Source organism: Burkholderia sp. AU33423 (assembly GCF_002223135.1).
Taxonomy (GTDB): domain Bacteria; phylum Pseudomonadota; class Gammaproteobacteria; order Burkholderiales; family Burkholderiaceae; genus Burkholderia; species Burkholderia lata_D.
This window is the reverse complement of sequence record NZ_NKFH01000007.1, coordinates 1,210,522-1,227,173: the sequence shown is the minus strand read 5'-3', so window position 1 is coordinate 1,227,173 and position 16,652 is coordinate 1,210,522. Positions and strand designations below refer to the sequence as shown.

At 67.3% G+C, this 16,652-nt stretch carries 14 protein-coding genes; 4 read left to right on the top strand and 10 right to left on the bottom strand.

The features are described 5' to 3' along the window. Nucleotides 1-38: 38 nt before the first annotated feature. Nucleotides 39-1,205 (bottom strand): branched-chain amino acid ABC transporter substrate-binding protein, encoded by a 1,167-nt coding sequence (locus CFB50_RS24130; protein WP_089447444.1) that lies wholly within the window; start codon nucleotides 1,203-1,205, stop codon nucleotides 39-41. Between the two features lie 177 nt (nucleotides 1,206-1,382). On the opposite strand from CFB50_RS24130, the gene CFB50_RS24125 reads away from it, so the two are divergent. The 4 genes from CFB50_RS24125 to ahpF all read left to right on the top strand — a co-directional run bounded on the left by CFB50_RS24125 (nucleotide 1,383) and on the right by ahpF (nucleotide 5,170). After that, entirely contained in the window at nucleotides 1,383-2,279 is an 897-nt protein-coding gene (locus CFB50_RS24125; RefSeq protein WP_069251291.1) for a LysR substrate-binding domain-containing protein, read from the top strand. Between the two features lie 128 nt (nucleotides 2,280-2,407). Further along, nucleotides 2,408-2,617, top strand: coding sequence for a hypothetical protein (locus CFB50_RS24120; RefSeq protein WP_089447443.1), 210 nt, complete (start codon nucleotides 2,408-2,410; stop codon nucleotides 2,615-2,617). Between the two features lie 262 nt (nucleotides 2,618-2,879). Continuing rightward, nucleotides 2,880-3,443, top strand: a complete 564-nt coding sequence (gene ahpC / locus CFB50_RS24115; protein WP_006488685.1) for an alkyl hydroperoxide reductase subunit C — start codon at nucleotides 2,880-2,882, stop codon at nucleotides 3,441-3,443. A gap of 128 nt (nucleotides 3,444-3,571) precedes the next feature. Then, the gene (ahpF, locus tag CFB50_RS24110) at nucleotides 3,572-5,170 is read left to right on the top strand and encodes an alkyl hydroperoxide reductase subunit F (RefSeq protein ID WP_089447442.1); all 1,599 of its coding nucleotides are present in this window, start codon (nucleotides 3,572-3,574) and stop codon (nucleotides 5,168-5,170) included. Between the two features lie 95 nt (nucleotides 5,171-5,265). On the opposite strand, the gene CFB50_RS24105 is transcribed toward ahpF, so the two are convergent. The 9 genes from CFB50_RS24105 to CFB50_RS24065 all read right to left on the bottom strand — a co-directional run bounded on the left by CFB50_RS24105 (nucleotide 5,266) and on the right by CFB50_RS24065 (nucleotide 16,635). After that, the gene (locus tag CFB50_RS24105) at nucleotides 5,266-6,054 is read right to left on the bottom strand and encodes an extensin (protein WP_069251289.1); all 789 of its coding nucleotides are present in this window, start codon (nucleotides 6,052-6,054) and stop codon (nucleotides 5,266-5,268) included. Between the two features lie 155 nt (nucleotides 6,055-6,209). Continuing rightward, on the bottom strand, nucleotides 6,210-7,109 hold the full coding sequence (gene lpxO / locus CFB50_RS24100) for a lipid A hydroxylase LpxO (RefSeq protein WP_069251288.1): 900 nt from the start codon (nucleotides 7,107-7,109) through the stop codon (nucleotides 6,210-6,212). Between the two features lie 208 nt (nucleotides 7,110-7,317). Further along, complete coding sequence (locus CFB50_RS24095; protein ID WP_089447441.1) at nucleotides 7,318-7,872, bottom strand: carboxymuconolactone decarboxylase family protein; 555 nt, start codon at nucleotides 7,870-7,872, stop codon at nucleotides 7,318-7,320. A 32-nt stretch (nucleotides 7,873-7,904) separates the two neighbouring features. Then, nucleotides 7,905-9,239, bottom strand: a complete 1,335-nt coding sequence (locus CFB50_RS24090; RefSeq protein WP_069251286.1) for an aspartate aminotransferase family protein — start codon at nucleotides 9,237-9,239, stop codon at nucleotides 7,905-7,907. Between the two features lie 15 nt (nucleotides 9,240-9,254). Further along, nucleotides 9,255-10,304 carry a C45 family autoproteolytic acyltransferase/hydolase gene (locus tag CFB50_RS24085; protein WP_069251285.1) on the bottom strand — a complete coding sequence of 350 codons (1,050 nt, stop codon included), beginning with the start codon at nucleotides 10,302-10,304 and terminating at the stop codon, nucleotides 9,255-9,257. A 19-nt stretch (nucleotides 10,305-10,323) separates the two neighbouring features. Further along, the gene (gene glnQ / locus CFB50_RS24080; protein WP_011547980.1) at nucleotides 10,324-11,052 is read right to left on the bottom strand and encodes a glutamine ABC transporter ATP-binding protein GlnQ; all 729 of its coding nucleotides are present in this window, start codon (nucleotides 11,050-11,052) and stop codon (nucleotides 10,324-10,326) included. After that, the gene (gene glnP, locus CFB50_RS24075) at nucleotides 11,049-11,756 is read right to left on the bottom strand and encodes a glutamine ABC transporter permease GlnP (RefSeq protein WP_174946568.1); all 708 of its coding nucleotides are present in this window, start codon (nucleotides 11,754-11,756) and stop codon (nucleotides 11,049-11,051) included. The genes glnQ and glnP overlap by 4 nt, the downstream gene beginning before the upstream one ends. 15 nt (nucleotides 11,757-11,771) lie before the next feature. After that, nucleotides 11,772-12,524 carry a glutamine ABC transporter substrate-binding protein GlnH gene (glnH, locus tag CFB50_RS24070; RefSeq protein WP_069251283.1) on the bottom strand — a complete coding sequence of 251 codons (753 nt, stop codon included), beginning with the start codon at nucleotides 12,522-12,524 and terminating at the stop codon, nucleotides 11,772-11,774. Nucleotides 12,525-13,095: 571 nt separating this feature from the next. Beyond that, nucleotides 13,096-16,635 carry an ABC transporter ATP-binding protein/permease gene (locus tag CFB50_RS24065; RefSeq protein WP_089447440.1) on the bottom strand — a complete coding sequence of 1,180 codons (3,540 nt, stop codon included), beginning with the start codon at nucleotides 16,633-16,635 and terminating at the stop codon, nucleotides 13,096-13,098. Nucleotides 16,636-16,652 lie beyond the last annotated feature (17 nt).

Sequence of the window (16,652 nt, the reverse complement as noted above, 5' to 3'; positions counted from 1 at the left end):
GTTTTATCGCTGGGTCACGCTGGGTCGCACTGTGTCGTTTACTTGGTCGCGGTGCGCGAGCCGCCGAGCACGTCGACGACGCTCCACTTGCCGCCGCGCGCCTGGTAGATCGTGAAGGCCGGATCCTTCAGGTTGCCTTCGGCATCGAACGCGATCCGCCCCGTCACGCCGGGCCGGTCGATCGCACGCACCGCCGCGACCAGTTTCGCCGGCTGCGTCGTACCGGCCTTCTGCGCAGCCGCGATCAGCGTGGCGGCCGCGTCATACGCGAACGGCGCATGCAGTTCGATCGGGGCGCGGAAGCGCGCCTGGTATTGCGTGTCGAACGCCTTGCCGCCCGGCATCCGGTCGAGCGGCAGGCCCGGTTCGAGCGCCGTCACGCCGTCGCCGTCCTTGCCGGCAAGCGACAGGAAGGTCTGGCTCACGAAGCCGCCCGCGCCGAGCAGCGGCGCGTTCACGCCGAGCTGGCGCATCCGGCGCGAGATCGGCGCGGCCTGCGCATCGAGGCCGCCGAAGAACACGAGATCCGCGCGCTTGCCCTTGATCGCCGTCAGCACGCCGCTGAAGTCGGTCGTCTTGTCGTTCACGTACTGGCGATCGACGATCGTGCCGCCGTTCGCCTCCACGCCCTTGATGAACTGGTCGGCGAGCCCCGAGCCGAACGACGTGCGATCGTCGATCACCGCGATGCGCTTCGCCTTCAGCGTCTTCACCGCATACGCGCCGGTGAAATTGCCGCCCGCATCGTCGTGACCCATGATGCGGAAGGCCGTCGCGTAGCCCTGCTGCGTGTATTGATGGCCGGTGGACGCCGGCGCGATCTGCGGGATGCCCGCATCGCGGTAGACGCGCGACGCCGGCACGCTGCAGCCCGTGTTCCAGTGGCCGACGACGCCGATCACGTGCTTGTCGACGAGTTGCTGCGCGACCGCGACGGCCGTGCGCGGATCGGATTGATCATCGGCCGCGACGAGCTTGTAGACGACCGGCTTGCCGCCGATGGTCGGATGCTTCGCGTTCGCGTCGTCGATCGCGAGTTGCGCGCCGTTCTGCAGATCCTTGCCGATCCGCGCGGACGGGCCGGTGAGCGGCGCGGCGAGACCGATCAGGATCGTCTGCGGCGCGGATTGCGCGAACGCGGGAACGGAGGCGACCAGGGCGGCCGCCGAGAATGCGAGACTGGCGTGGATAAAAGCGATTTTCATGTGCGGGGATCGGTGAATCGGATCAAAACATGAAAAATATTAAATATTTAGCACCCAAACCCCAAATATCCAATTGTTGGATGCTTATGCCGTTCCCGACACATTAACCTACATCACTGTAAATGCAGGGCATTTTCATGTTGTCGCTTACCCTGATTTTTCGATAAAATTCGACACATGAAAAATATCGAACAATTGCCGCACGATCCGCCGCTGCGCGCGGTGCGTGCGTTCGAAGCGTTCGCGCGCCTCGGGTCGGTCACGGCGGCGGCGGGCGAGCTCGACATCACGCCGTCGGCGGTCAGCCATCAGCTGCAGCTGCTCGAAGCGTTCATCCAGACGCCGCTGACCGTGCGCGAGGGCCGGCTGCTCGCCCTCACCGACGAAGGCCGCGACTACTACCGCTCGATCAGCGCCGCGTTCTCGGTGCTGCGCAGCGCGACGCGCTTCGTGCGCGACCGCTCGTCGCTGCGGCAGATCACCGTCAGCCTGATTCCGCTGCTCGGCATCGGCTGGTTCATTCCGCGGCTGCACGCATTCCTGGCCGACAACACGGACGTCGACGTGACCGTGCTGTACGCGCATCACCGCAACTACCGCAGCGATGCATCGGACCTGTCGATCCGCTTCGGCACCGGCGACTGGCCCGGCTACCGCTGCGAACGGCTGCTGCCGGGCGCGATGGTGCCGATGTGCAGCCCGTCGTTCCTGAAGCGCCACGGGCCGTTCCGCACGCCGGCCGATCTCGCGCGCGCTCCGCTCGTGCACGACGAGGATCGCAGCACGTGGGTCAACTGGCTGCAGGGCGCGGGCGTGAAGCATGTGTCGCATGCGGTGGGGCCGATGTTCGAGGACGGCCAGCTCACGCTGAGCGCCGCGCGCGCGGATCTCGGCGCGGCCTTGCTGCGCGCGCCGCTGGTCGAGCGCGAGCTGGCGAATGGCGAGCTCGTGAAGCTGTTCGATCACGTGCTCGACGACGGGCGCGATTACTACCTGTGCACGCGGGAGGACGCGGACATGCCGGACGGGGCGAGGCGGCTGGCGGCGTGGTTGAGGAAGATGGCGGGGATTTGAGCTAAGCACGAAGACGCCGCTCCGACAACCGGCCGAATCGGGAAGCCGCATTCGCATCGGACGTGCCGCGCACTTGCAGTTGGCCGACCGGATCGCCACGATGGTCGTGTCCCGTCACGGAGGTTGAAATGAACAGAATTCCGGTCGATCTATCGGATGACCAGCATGCCGCGTTGACCCGCATCGCCACGCACCAGAACAGATCCTCAGCCGAGATCGTCCGGGACGCGATCGACGTCTACATCGCGCTACGGAACCGGACACTTGCTGACAATGTGTTCGGCCTCTGGAAGGGGCGCAATGCCGTCACCCAGGAAGACTTGCGCTCGGAGTGGTGAACGCGCCCCCGGACGACCTTCGGTGCCGCCTGGAGTCGATCCACCGCGGCTTTTGACTTTCGACGCATTCCCGCTCGCCGCATCTCCGCCCGGCAACCGCTCCACGCGTCAATGACCTCCCCCGCACACCCCACCCAATCAAGGGCCGGAAGCAGATAGAAAATCCCGATGCCCCGGATTGAAACAAGCAATTTCACAAGCTCAGGGTGAACCCGGATACTGGCAACACTCCACTCACCACTGACGAAAAGGAATTGTCCAGATGCCGATCATCAACACCCAAATCAAGCCGTTCAAGGCAACCGCTTACCACAATGGCGATTTCGTGCCCGTCTCGGAAGAGAACTTCAAGGGCAAGTGGTCCGTCGTCGTGTTCTACCCGGCCGACTTCACGTTCGTCTGCCCGACCGAGCTGGGCGACCTCGCCGACCGTTACGCGGAATTCCAGAAGCTGGGTGTCGAAATCTACGGCGTGTCGACCGACACGCACTTCACGCACAAGGCATGGCACGACACGTCGGACACGATCGGCAAGATCAAGTACCCGATGATCGGCGACCCGACGCTCACGCTGTCGCGCAACTTCGACGTGCTGATCGAGGAAGAAGGGATGGCCCTGCGCGGCACGTTCGTGATCAACCCGGAAGGCGAGATCAAGCTGTGCGAAATCCACGACAACGGCATCGGCCGCGACGCAGGCGAACTGCTGCGCAAGGTGCAGGCGGCGCAATACATCGCGGCGCACCCGGGTGAAGTGTGCCCGGCCAAGTGGACGCCGGGTGCGGAAACGCTGACCCCGTCGCTCGACCTGATCGGCAAGATCTGACGATCGCGCCGCGCGCCTCGCACGAGGCGCGCGAGCCTCCCGATGACGGGCCGCCGCGACATGCGGCCCGCGCCCTCCTCCGGCACGACGTGCCCGACCAGAATCATTAATACGGAATCCGAAACGCCATGCTCGACGCCAATCTCAAGAACCAACTCAAAGCGTACCTCGAAAAGATCACGCGCCCGATCGAACTCGTCGCCTCGCTCGACGACAGCGCGAAATCGCAGGAACTGCTGGCGCTGCTGAACGAGATTGCGTCGCTGACGGATCGCGTGACCGTGACCGAACGCCGCGACGACGCCGAGCGCAAGCCGTCGTTCTCGATCGGCGAGCCCGGCAAGCCGGCCGGCATCCGCTTCGCCGGCATCCCGATGGGCCATGAATTCACGTCGCTCGTGCTCGCGCTGCTGCAGACGGGCGGCCATCCGATCAAGCTCGACGACGACGTGATCGAACAGATCCGCGCACTCGACGGCGACTACGCGTTCGAGACGTATTTCTCGCTGTCGTGCCAGAACTGCCCGGAAGTCGTGCAGGCGCTGAACGTGATGTCGCTGATCAACCCGCGCATCCGTCACGTCGCGATCGACGGCGCGCTGTTCCAGGGTGAAGTCGAGTCGCGCCAGATCATGGCCGTGCCGACGATGTTCCTGAACGGCGCCTCGTTCGGCCAGGGCCGCAGCAGCGTGAAGGAAATTCTCGCGAAGCTCGATACGGGCGCCAGCGCACGTGCCGCGAAGTCGCTCGAGTCCAAGCCGGTGTTCGACACGCTGATCGTCGGCGGCGGCCCGGCAGGCGCGGCGGCGGCGATCTACTCGGCGCGCAAGGGCATTGCGACGGGCGTCGTCGCCGAGCGTTTCGGCGGCCAGGTGCTCGACACGATGGCGATCGAGAACTTCGTGTCGGTGCAGGAAACCGAAGGGCCGAAGTTCGCGACCGCGCTCGAACAGCACGTGAAGCAGTATGACGTCGACATCATGGACGTGCAGCGCGCCGATGCGCTGATTCCGGGCGACGTGCACCAGATCCGCCTCGCGAACGGCGCGGTGCTGAAGGCGAAGACGATCGTCCTCGCGACCGGTGCGCGCTGGCGTGAAATCAACGTGCCGGGCGAGCGCGAATACCGCAACCGCGGTGTCGCGTACTGCCCGCACTGCGACGGCCCGCTGTTCAAGGGCAAGCGCGTCGCGGTGGTCGGCGGCGGCAACTCGGGTGTCGAGGCCGCGATCGACCTCGCCGGCATCGTGAAGGCCGTCACGCTGATCGAATACGGCGCGCAACTGCGTGCGGACGAAGTGCTGCAGCGCAAACTGCGCAGCCTGCCGAACGTGACGATCGTCACGCAGGCGCAAACGACCGAGCTGACCGGCGACGGCAGCAAGCTGAACGGGCTCGTCTACAAGGATCTGCGCTCGGGTGACACGCAGCGCATCGATCTCGAAGGCGTGTTCGTGCAGATCGGCCTCGTGCCGAACACCGAATGGCTGAAGGGTACGGTCGAACTGTCGAAGCACGGCGAGATCGTCGTCGATGCACGCGGCGCGACGTCGGTACCGGGCGTGTTCGCGGCCGGCGACGTGACGACGGTGCCGTTCAAGCAGATCGTGATCGCCGTGGGTGAAGGCGCGAAGGCATCGCTCGGCGCGTTCGACCACCTGATCCGGCAGGACGTTGCACCGGTTGCCGCCGCGCAGCCGCAGGCCGAGGAAGCGGTCGCCGCGTAACGCGCGTCAACTCGTCGGCACAACAGTTTGTCTCTCTTGGCCCCGCATGCTTTGGTCGGCGTGCGGGGCCCTTTTTATGCCGAAGGCGTTCGCGGTTACTTGGTCGCGGTCGGGCCGCCGTCCGCTGGCGCAGGCGCCGTCGACTTAAAACTGCTCGACTGCCTGACCAGTTGCTCGGTCATCGCGGCCGCCACCGGATTCGCGCCGGACGACGAACCGCCCTGCCGGTACGAACCGGTGCTCGCCGGCATCGACGACACCGATGACATCGACGGCGGCGGCAACGACGGGTCGAGCTTCGCCGATTCCCTGACGAGCGCGGCCGTCTCCGGCGTTTCGGATTTCGTTGCGGAGGGTGCTGCGGCCGCGTGGCGTTCGAGGCCGTCGCGCTTGCGCGACGCGCGTTGCGTGACCTGCGCGGGTGCGGGTGCAGGTGCGGCCTGCTGCACGGGTTTGGCGGCCGGCGGCGGCGCCGGTGGGGTCGAATCCTGCGCATCGACCGTCACGACGTTGACCTTCGGCGGCGGTGCGGCCGGCTTCGTCACCGGTTGCGGCTTGTCGCTGACCACCGGAATGGCGGGAACAGCCGCCGGCGCGGCGTCGACGCGCGCGGTTGCAGCCGGCGCGGGCGTGGGTGCGGGTGAAGGCGGCGCGGCAGCCGCCTGCTTCGTTGCCGTCGCGGCGGCCGATGCCGGCGGCGAAATCGCGCCCTGCACCGCGTGATCGTTGCCCGCGGGTGCCGCGGCAACAGGCGCGGCCGAATCGCCGATGCCGGCATCTTCGATCGCACGGTGGTCCGCGCGCAGCAGCATCACGTACGCGGTGCCCGCCGCGGCGACCAGGAGCCCGCCGGCGATCATCATGGTTTTACGGGTACTTGTCATGCTTGCTCACCGATCATATCCACGTGAACAAGCCATCATACGCGGCCAGCGTCCGTTGATCTCGTCCGAATACATTTGGTTGCATTGATGACGGCGGAGGTCGCCGGTACCGTGCGCAGCCCTATCGTCAGACGAAAAACCGCCCGCCCCACCCGTCAGATGCAGAAGATCGCGACCGCTATCCCGCCGAACAGCAGCCACTTGACGGTGTAGTACACGGTGCGATTCCACGCCTTCAACCGCTTGCCGGCGCGGCGAATCGCATACAGGTATCTGAATGCACGATTGAGCCCGCCGGTACGGTCACCGGTTTCATTCGGCGACGCGGCCGCGCGCATCAGCAGTTGCCCGAACGCGTCGTTGACGCGCTGCGCCCAACGATATTTCATCGGGCGGTCGATGTCACAGAACAGGATCACGCGATCGTGCGCGGTGCGATTTTCGGCCCAGTGCAGGTACGTCTCGTCGAACATCACGGCCTCGCCGTCGCGCCACGCATACGATTCGCCGTCGACGACGATCCGGCATGCGTCGTCGTTCGGCGTATCGAGCCCGAGGTGGTAACGCAGCGAGCCCGCATATGGATCGCGATGCAGCCCGAGCCTCCCGCCCGGCGGCAACTGCGCGAACATCGCCGCCTTGATCGACGGAATCCGCGACAGGATCTCGACCGAGCGCGGACACAACGCCTGCGCGGACGGATGCGGCGCGTCGTACCACTTCAGGTAGAAACGTTTCCAGCCGTGGCGAAAGAACGAATTGAAGCCGATGTCGTTGTACTCGCCCGATGCCTTGATCCGGCTCGCGTCGCGCAACGCGAGCGCTTCGCTGCGGAACGTGCGCCATTCGCGCTGCAGCACCGCGAGTTCCGGAAAGTGGTCCGTGTCGAGAAACGGCGTGGTCGGCACCGACGAGAACGCGTACGAAAAGCAGTTCAGCGGCGCGGTAAAGGTCGAGTGGTCGGATAGTTGCCTGAACAACCGGTGCCGAACCTTGCCGCGCCGATGCGTGTACACGACACACGCAACGAACACGATCAACAGGACCCAGCGCATCGATATTTCCCCCGTAAGCTGTTTGCCAGAATTCTAGGTACGGGGAAAATTTCCTGCGCTGACGCGCAGGTCATGCGGTGTGCGTTGTCACGGCGTAGCGAGATGCCGGATCGCGCCATGCCGAAACGCCGAAAAGCCCGTGAATACGGGCTTTTCGGGCAATCCGGACGCGCGGACGGCCTACCGCCGCCGCACGCGCCGGCAGCGATTATTCCGGAAACGGCAAATCAGTTTGTCCGTCTGCGCGCATGCCGAACGTGTTCAGCGTCATCGCGACGAGCGCGTAGTAGCCGAGCAATGCAACGAGATTGACGACGGTTTCGTGGCCGAAGCGCGCTTGCGCACGCGCGAACGTCGCGTCGCTCACGCGCCGCGTGTCGTACAGCTCGCTCGCGAATGCATGGATCAGCGCATCGTCGTCCGACTCGAATGCGGGTGCGACGCCGCGCCGGATCGCGTCGGCCGTCGCGGCCGGCACGCCCGCCTCGAGTGCGATCGGATGGTGGATGTGCCACTCGGCCTGCGAGCGCCAGCGTGCGGCCGTCACGAGAATCGCGAGTTCCGACAGGCGCAGCGACAGGCCCGTGCGATAGCGGCAGAACGCGCCGAGCTTCTGTGCGTGCTGCGCCAGCTCGGGGCTCGCGATCCAGCCCAGAAACGGCCCGTTCAGGTTGCCGCGCGGGCCACTTAGAATGTCGGCCAGCACGGCCTTTTGCTCATCGGTGGCCGATGCGGGATCGAACGGAGGCAATCTGTTGGTCATGGCGAAGTCCGGACTAGGTTCGATGAATGCGGTCACGCGCCGGCCGACGCGAGCGCCGCACCGATCGCGCCCGACAGCCGCTCGACGATCGTATCGATCTGCTGCGCGGTGCAAATGAACGGCGGCGCGACCAGGATGTGATCGCCGTGAACGCCGTCGATCGTCCCGCCCATCGGATACACCATCAGGCCGCGCTGCATCGCTTCGCGCTTGACCGCCGCATGCAGCTTCAGCGCCGGATCGAACGTCGCCTTGCTGTCGCGATCGCGCACGAGCTCGACGCCGACGAACAGCCCGCGGCCGCGCACGTCGCCGATATGCGGATGCGCGCCGTAATGCTCGCGCAGCGACGCGCGCAGTTGCTCGCCGCGCGCCTTCACGTTGTCGAGCAGTTGCTCTTCGGCGATCACGCGCTGCACTTCGAGCGCGGCCGCGCATGCGGTTGCGTGGCCCAGGTACGTGTGGCCGTGCTGGAAGAAACCCGAGCCGTCGACGATCGTCCGGTAGATGCGGTCGCTGACGAGCGTCGCGCCGATCGGCTGGTAGCCCGCGCCGAGTCCTTTCGCGATCGTCAGCAGGTCGGGCGCGACGCCGTCTTCATCGCATGCGTACAGGTAGCCCGTGCGGCCCATCCCCGACATGATCTCGTCGAGGATCAGCAGCACGCCGTACTTGTCGCACACCGCGCGAATCTTCTTCAGATACGTGCGCACCGGCGGCACCGCGCCGGCCGTTGCGCCCACCACCGTTTCCGCGACGAACGCCGCGACGTTTTCCGCGCCGAGTTCGACGATCTTCTGCTCGAGTTCGTCCGCCAGGCGTTGCGCATACGCTTCGTCGGTCTCACCCGCCTGCTGGTCGCGGTACGCATAACACGGGCTCACGTGGTGCGCCTCGATCAGCAGCGGCAGGAACGGTTCGCGCCGCCACGCATTGCCGCCGATCGCGAGCGCACCGAGCGTGTTGCCGTGATAGCTCTGGCGTCGCGCGATGAAATGGCGGCGCTGCGGCTCGCCCTTCTCGACGAAATACTGACGTGCGAGCTTCAGCGCGGCCTCGACCGCCTCGGAGCCGCCCGACACGAAATACACGTGTTCGAGGCCGGCCGGCGCGGCGTCGACGAGCCGGTCGGCCAGTTCCTCCGCCACGTCGGTCGTGAAGAACGACGTATGGGCGTATGCCAGTTGCTGCGCCTGCCGCTTGATCGCGTCGATCACGCGCTGGTTGCTGTGGCCGAGACACGAAACGGCCGCGCCGCCGCACGCGTCGATATAGTGTTTGCCGGTCGAGTCGATGATCTCGATACCGTCGCCTGCGACGGCAACGGGCAAGGTGGCGCGCGGAGCGCGATGGAAAACGGTCGTCATGCGTTGCCTCATGGATCAGGACGCGTCGTGCGCGCGTCCGGACGGCACGATGCGCGTCGCGAAACGCTGCGTGCCGTGTTGGTGAAGGGTGAAATCGATCGATGCAGCGCCGATCGCGAACACGGCGGTGGCCAGCGTGTTCTCGTCGTCGGGGTCGGCCGGATCGTCGCGGTAGATCGGCAGCCCTTCCGGCGCGCGATCGCCGAGCACGCGCAGCAGCGCGGCTTCGTCGATCGCGTCGATGGCGGGCGTGAGCGCATCGACGCGACGCTGGCGGTCGGCCGACGATTGCGTGACGATCTGCGCTTCCGCGTCGCAGCCCGGGTGCACGAGATGGTTCGCATGCCCCGTGAGCCGCGCGACGTCGACCACCGAACAGCGCGCGACGCTCGCCTCGATGCTCAGCAGCCGCGCATCGCCGGTCGCGGCCAGCGTGTGATGAAAGCCGCTCGCGCGCGCATGGCCGCGCAGCACGTCGGCCGCCGCGTCGAGCGACGTCGCATCGAGCACCGCGCGCGCGAGGATCATCCGCGGCACGCCCGCTGCCGGCGTGCGGATCCGTAGGTTGTTGATCGCCTGCGCGATGCCCGCGCGGTTCGCGGCAAAGGTATGGCCCGGCAGCGAACCGGGGTAATAGAAGCTGATGAAGCCGGGCTTGCCCGCCGGTTGCACGTCGACGAGCAGGCAGCGCTCGCGCAGGTACGGATCGCCGTCCTCGTTGTGCGCGATCCAGCGCGTGCCGGCCGCGTCACGCGCGGCAAGCGTCGTGCAGCCGTCCGGCGCGTTGTGGATCAGCTCGCCGCGGCAGTTCCACAGAAAGATGTCCTCGGCCGGCCAGCCGACACCCGCCGCGATCCCGTCCAGCTCCGCGACGAGATCCGGATACGCGGCCAGCGCAGCCTGCCGCAGCGCGGCGACGAACGGATGGCCGCGCCAGCGGCGCACGGCCTGCCACGCGCTGCTCTGCTGCATGTATTCGTCGAACACGGGGCGGGCGAGCTCGCCGAGGCGCACGCCGATGTCGAACGGCGCACCGGCGATGACAGGGGAAAGGGAAAGCGGCATGTCGGTATTTCGGTTTCGTTCAGGACACGTGTTTCAGGAATTCCTTCAGGCGTGGCGTCGGCGGCCGGTCGATCAGGTCGACCGGATGGCCGTCCTCGGCAATCCCGCCCTGATCCATGAACAGCAAGCGTGTGCCGACCCGCTTCGCGAAGCCGATCTCGTGCGTGACGACGATCATCGTCATGCCTTCGGTCGCGAGATCCTGCATCACTTTCAGCACTTCGTGGCGCAATTCCGGATCGAGCGCCGACGTCGGCTCGTCGAACAGCATCAGCCGCGGCCGGATCGCGAGCGCACGCGCGATCGCGACACGCTGCTGCTGGCCCCCCGACAGCTCCGACGGATAATGATTCGCGCGCGATTCGAGGCCGACCTTGTCGAGCAGCGCCATCGCCTGGTCGCGCGCGTCGGCGCGCGACGCGCCGCGCACCTGCATCGGCCCGAACATCACGTTCTCGAGCGCGGTCATTTGCGGGAACAGGTTGAACTGCTGGAACACCATGCCGGCTTCGAGCCGGATGTTGCGGATCGTCGTCGCGTTGCCGCGCACGCTCTGGCCGTCGACCAGCAACTCGCCGCCGGTGATTTTCTCCAGCGCGTTGATACAGCGCAACATCGTCGATTTGCCCGAGCCCGACGGGCCGACCACGACGACCACCTCGCCCGCGTCGATCTTCAGGTCGATGTTCTTCAGCACCGGCACGTGGCCGAAGCTCTTCGACACGTTCTGGAATTCGATCATGCTCATAGGATACGCATCCTCTTCTCGACGAGCCGCAGCGTCAGCGTCATCACGCCGGTCAGTATCAGGTAGATAACGGCCACCGCACTCCAGATCTCGACCGCCTGGAAATTGCCCGCGATGATCTCCTGTCCCTTGCGCGTCAGCTCGCCGACGCCGATCACGATGAACAGCGACGTGTCCTTCAGGCTCACGATGCACTGGTTGCCGAGCGGCGGAATCAGCCGCCGGAACGCGAGCGGCCCGACGATCTTCAGCAGCACACGCGGCATCGACAAGCCCATCGCGAGCCCCGCTTCCGTCAGCCCCTTTGGGATCGACAGCAGCGCGCCGCGCACCACTTCCGCGAGATACGCGCCGGAATTCACCGTGATCGCGATGATCGCGGCCGTCAGGCCGTCGATGCGGATATGCGCGAGCAGCGGCAGCGCGAAATACAGGAACATCACCTGCACGACGATCGGCGTGCCGCGAATCAATTCAATATAAACCTGCGCGAGCACGTTCATCGCCTTCGGTCCGTATGCGCGGAACATGCCCGCGACCATCCCGACGATGAAGCCGCCCACCAGCCCGAAAAATGCGATGAACACCGTCAACCGGACCCCATCCATCAGGTCCGGCAACGCCGCCCAGATCGCCGACCAATCGAAATTCACTTGTCGCTCCCCGTTCGAATCAAGACCGGCGCGGCCACTCGGCCGCACCATGGCGCGTGGTCACGCTCACATCTTCGGCGGCTCGGCGCCGAACCACTTCTTGTAGATCTGCGCGTAGCGGCCGTCGGCCTTGATCTTCACGAGCGACGCATTGACCTTCGGCACCAGCGCGCTGCCCTTCGGGAAGCCGATCCCGTACTTGTCGCCGCTGACCGGCTGGCCCGCGACCTTCACCTTGCCCTTGCCTTCGTTGTTCACGAAGAACAGCACGTTCGGCGTGTCGTGCATCGCCGCGTCGACCCGGCCGGCTTCGAGCGCGAGGTAGGCCTGGTCGATGTTCGGGAACTGGCGGATCTCCTTCGGCTTCAGGTGCGCCTTGATCCAGTCGATCGTCGCGGTGCCCGTTTTCGCGGCGATCACCTTGCCGTTCAGGTCGTCGATCGACTTGATCGTCGTGTTGCCGGTCTGCACCATCGCCGCGAGGCCGCTGTCGTAGTACGGCGCGGAGAAGTCGATCGCCTTCTTCCGCTCCTCCTTGATCGTCATGCCCGACAGCGCGACGTCGATGTTCTGCGTCTGCAGCGCCGGGATCAGGCCCGCGAAATCCATCGGCTGGATCGTGTATTTCCAGCCCTGGTCCTTCGCGATCTCCGCCCACAGGTCGAGATCGAAGCCGACGTACTTGTCGCCCTGCTTGAACTCGAACGGCATGAACGACGTGTCGGTCCCGACGACGAGCGTCTTGGTATCCGCGTGCGCGAGGCTGGCGCCGAGCGCGGCAACGACCGCGACGGCTTTCAGGAAGGAACGGCGACTCATGGTTTCTCTCCGCATGATTGAGCGATGTGACCGGCCAGCCGGCCGGCGGAACGACGACATCAAGCCGCACCGCAACATGCGATGTCGAATTAGACCTTAGTGCAACAAGTGTTGTCAATGGCGATACTACGACAACAAAAAAGTCCGCAACGGATAAATGCATCGAGACAAACCCGCGGCGCGCGGGGCGGATAAATCGGAGGAAAGGGAAAGCGGCTCGGGGGCGAAGCGGCCGGGCTGGATCGTGCTGCGCCGGCCGACGGCGGCGTCTGATGGGCAGTTGGCAGTGACTGGGGACTGGCCGGGAGGGTTTGCCGTCAACGGCACATCACGCGCGAGAGGAGCATGACGGCGCGACTGGCCGGACAACTGCCGCCGCCGCGCATTTGTCGGCGCATTTGTCGGCGCATTTGTCGGCGCGTTTGTCGGCGCGGATCGTCGGCGCTTCGGCGCGGCGTCGTGCCGTGCCGGTGTGGCTGCCCCCGCGACGCCGGCAATCGCCGGCGCGGTTCAACGCATGTTGCGGAATGCGCGCGGCCCAGCCGGCCGCGCGCCTCCGATGCAGCGTCGCTTACGCCGCCACCCCGCTCGCCTGATGCGACACGAGCCGCGCATACGCGCCCTGCCGCGCCATCAGGTCCGCATGCCGTCCGGCCTCGATCACGCCGCCGTGCTCCATCACGAGAATCAGGTCGGCATTGCGCACGGTCGACAGCCGGTGCGCGATGATGATCGACGTGCGCTGCGTCATCAGGTCTTCCAGCGCCGCGCGGATCTGCTGCTCGCTGATCGTGTCCAGATGGGACGTCGCTTCGTCGAGGATCAGCACCGGCGCATCCTTGAGGAACGCGCGTGCAATCGCGACACGCTGGCGCTGGCCGCCCGACAGCTGCACGCCGCGCTCGCCGACGCGCGTCGCGAGCCCGTCCGGCAGCCGCGCGACGAAGTCGCCGAGCGCCGCATGGTCGATCGCGCGCTGCACGTCCGCGTCGGACGCATCGCCCGCGGCGAGCCGGATGTTCGCTTCGAGCGTGTCGTTGAACAGGTAGGTATCCTGCGCGACCAGCGCGATGTGCTGCCGCAGGTCGTCGAGCCGCAGGTCGCGCAGGTCGACGCCGCCGAGCGTCACGCGGCCCTGCTGCGGATCCCAGAAGCGCAGCAGCAGGCTCGCGACCGTCGACTTGCCGGCGCCCGACGCACCGACCAGCGCGACCGTGCTGCCGGGCGGCACCTCGAAGCTCACGCGGTCGATCGCGGGCACGCTGCGGCCCGGATACGTGAAGGACGCGGCCTCGAAACGCACCGCCGGATCGGCAGGCATCGCTTGCGTGCCGTCCGTCACCGGCACCGGCTCCTTCTCCAGCGCACGCAAGCGTCGCGTCGATGCAATCGTGTCGGCGAGCTGGCGCGCGACCTGCCCGATTTCGGCCACCGGCATGAACGCGGCCACCGCCACCAGCACCAGCAGCGGCAACGACTCGCGCGGAAACCAGCCGCGTGCGCACAGCAGCGCACCGAGCGCCGCGACGACCAGCCCGCCGAGCCCGCTCGCGATTTCCAGCGCGGCACTTTGCGCCGACAGATCGTCGAGCAGCTTTGCGCGTTGCTTGCGGTACGCGTCGACTTCGGCCACGAACGCCGCGCGCCGGCGCGCAACGGCCTGGAACGCGGTCAGCTCCGCGAGCCCCTGGATCGTTTCGGTCAGGTGCGCGCCGAGCTGGCCGAGCGCTTCGCGCGCGCCGGTGCCGAGCCGGTCGACGTCGCGCCGCGCCAGCACCGGCGCGAGCCCGGCCCACAGCAGGAACGGCAGCAGCACGAGCGCGAGCGGCCAGGCAACCGACGCGAGCAGCACCAGCACGGCAGCCGGCACGAGCACCGCGACGAACGCGGGCGCCAGCGTGTGCGCATAGAAATATTCGACGGTCTCGACGTCCTGCGTCGCGAGCGACACGAGATCGCCGGAACGACGGCGCAGCAGCCCGGCCGGCGCGAGGCGTTCGAGCGTCGCGAACAGCGCGATGCGCATTTCCGCGAGCAGCCGGTACGCCATGTCGTGCGCGAGCCACGATTCGAGCCAGTGCAGCACGGCCGCTACCGGCGCGATCACGAGCAGCGCGGTGACGAGCGTCGGGCTCACGTGGCCGCCGGGTACCGCACCGACCACCAGCGCGCTGATCACGCCGACGCCGATGAACGCGAGCACGCGGCCGATCCCGAACAGCACCGTCAGCACGACCTTGCCCGTCCACGGGCGCACGAAGCGCAGCAGCGTCTGCAGGGTTTCCGGCCAGCCGATCTCCGCCGCATCGTCGTTCAACGGCCGCACCTGCGGGCCCGACGACGCGCGCGCGGTCGCGCCGGCCGTCGCCGCCACACCGACCGATTCGGCGACCGCTTCCAGTTGCGGCCCCATCAGCCGGCGATACGGGCCGTCGCGCGCGATCAGCGCCGCGTGCGTGCCCTCGTCGACCACCTGCCCCTGGTCGAGCACCAGGATGCGATCGGCGCCGATCACGCTGGACAGCCGGTGCGCGAGCACGAGCGTGGTCCGCCCGCGCGTGAGCCGGTCGAGCGCCTGCTGGATCAGCGCTTCGTTCTCCGCGTCGACCGACGACAGCGCCTCGTCGAGCAACAGGATCGGCGCATCGCGCAGCAGCGCGCGGGCAATCGCGAGGCGCTGGCGCTGGCCGCCCGACAACATGAGCCCGCGTTCGCCGATGCGCGTCGCGTAGCCGTCGGGCAGCGCCGCAATGAAATCGTGTGCGTTGGCGGCACGCGCGGCGGCGATCATGTCCGCATCGCTCGCGTCGGGGCGGCCGAGCCGCAGGTTGTCGGCCACGCTGCCGTCGAACAGCGTCGCATCCTGCGCGACGACCGCGATCATCTCGCGCACCTGGCCGGCATCGAGCGTGCGCACGTCGCGGCCACCGATGCGGATCGCGCCGCCCTGCGCATCGTGCTGGCGCAGCAGCAGGCGCACGATGGTCGACTTGCCCGCGCCGCTCGGCCCGACGATCGCCACCGTCTCGCCTTCGCGAACCGAGAAGCTCAGTGCCGCATGCGCGTCCGCGCGGCGCCCCGGATACGCGAAGCTGACGGCGTCGAACGCGATCTCCGGCCGCAGTCCCGTCACACGCGGCGCGTCGGCGGCCGGTGCATGGCTATCCGCGTCGAGCAGCGCGTGGATCGCATTCGCCGCCGACTGGCCGATCATCCCCTGGTGCAGCACGGAACGCAGGTCGCGCAGCGGCCGGAAGATTTCGCTGCCGGCCATCAGCACGATCAGCAGCGCCTCGAGGCTCATGTCGCCGTGCCGCACGCGCCACGCGCCGACCGCGATCGCGGCGGCCGCGCCGAGGCCGGTGCCGAGATCCGTGAAAAGCCGCGTCAGCAGGCCGAGCGCGAGCACCCAGAACGTGCTGTCGGACAGTGCGCGCGCCTTCGCGGCCAGCTTCGCGCCGAATGCCGTGCTTTGCCCGAACGCCTTCAGCGTCGGCAAGCCTTGCACCGCGTCGAGAAACTCCTCGCCGAACGCCTTGAAGGCGGCCGAGCGCGCGAGCGCCGCACGCTTGTCGGCGCGATGCACGAGCTGCGGCAACGCGAGCGTGACGAGCGCCGCGACCAGCAGGACCGCGGCCGTCGGCACGTCCCACCACGCGAGCACCGCGAAGATCATCACCGGCGCGCAGGCGGCGATCACGAGTTGCGGCAGGTAGGTGCCGAAAAAGGTCTGCAATTGCTCGACGCCATCGACGACGGCCAGCATCACGCCGCCCGTGCGTTCGCCGCTGAACCACGCGGGGCCGAGCGCGGCGATCCGGTCGAACAGCCGCGCGCGCAACGTGGCCTGCACGCGCCCGGCCGTGTGCTGCGCGAGCACTGTGCGGCGATGGTCGAGCCACGCGCGCAGCAGCACGCAGGCCGCCGTTGCAACGACGGCTTCGCCGATGCTGCGTGCCGGCGCGCCGGAAAAGACCCCCGCCAGCACGCGGCCGAGAAAGACGAAACGCAGGATTCCGACACCCATCGCGAGCAGGCCGAGCGCGACGGCCGCGGCAACCCGCCAGCGCAGTCCCGCCATCATTGCCCATAGTCGTCGGTCGAAATACATGAAGCCCTCCGGTCGTG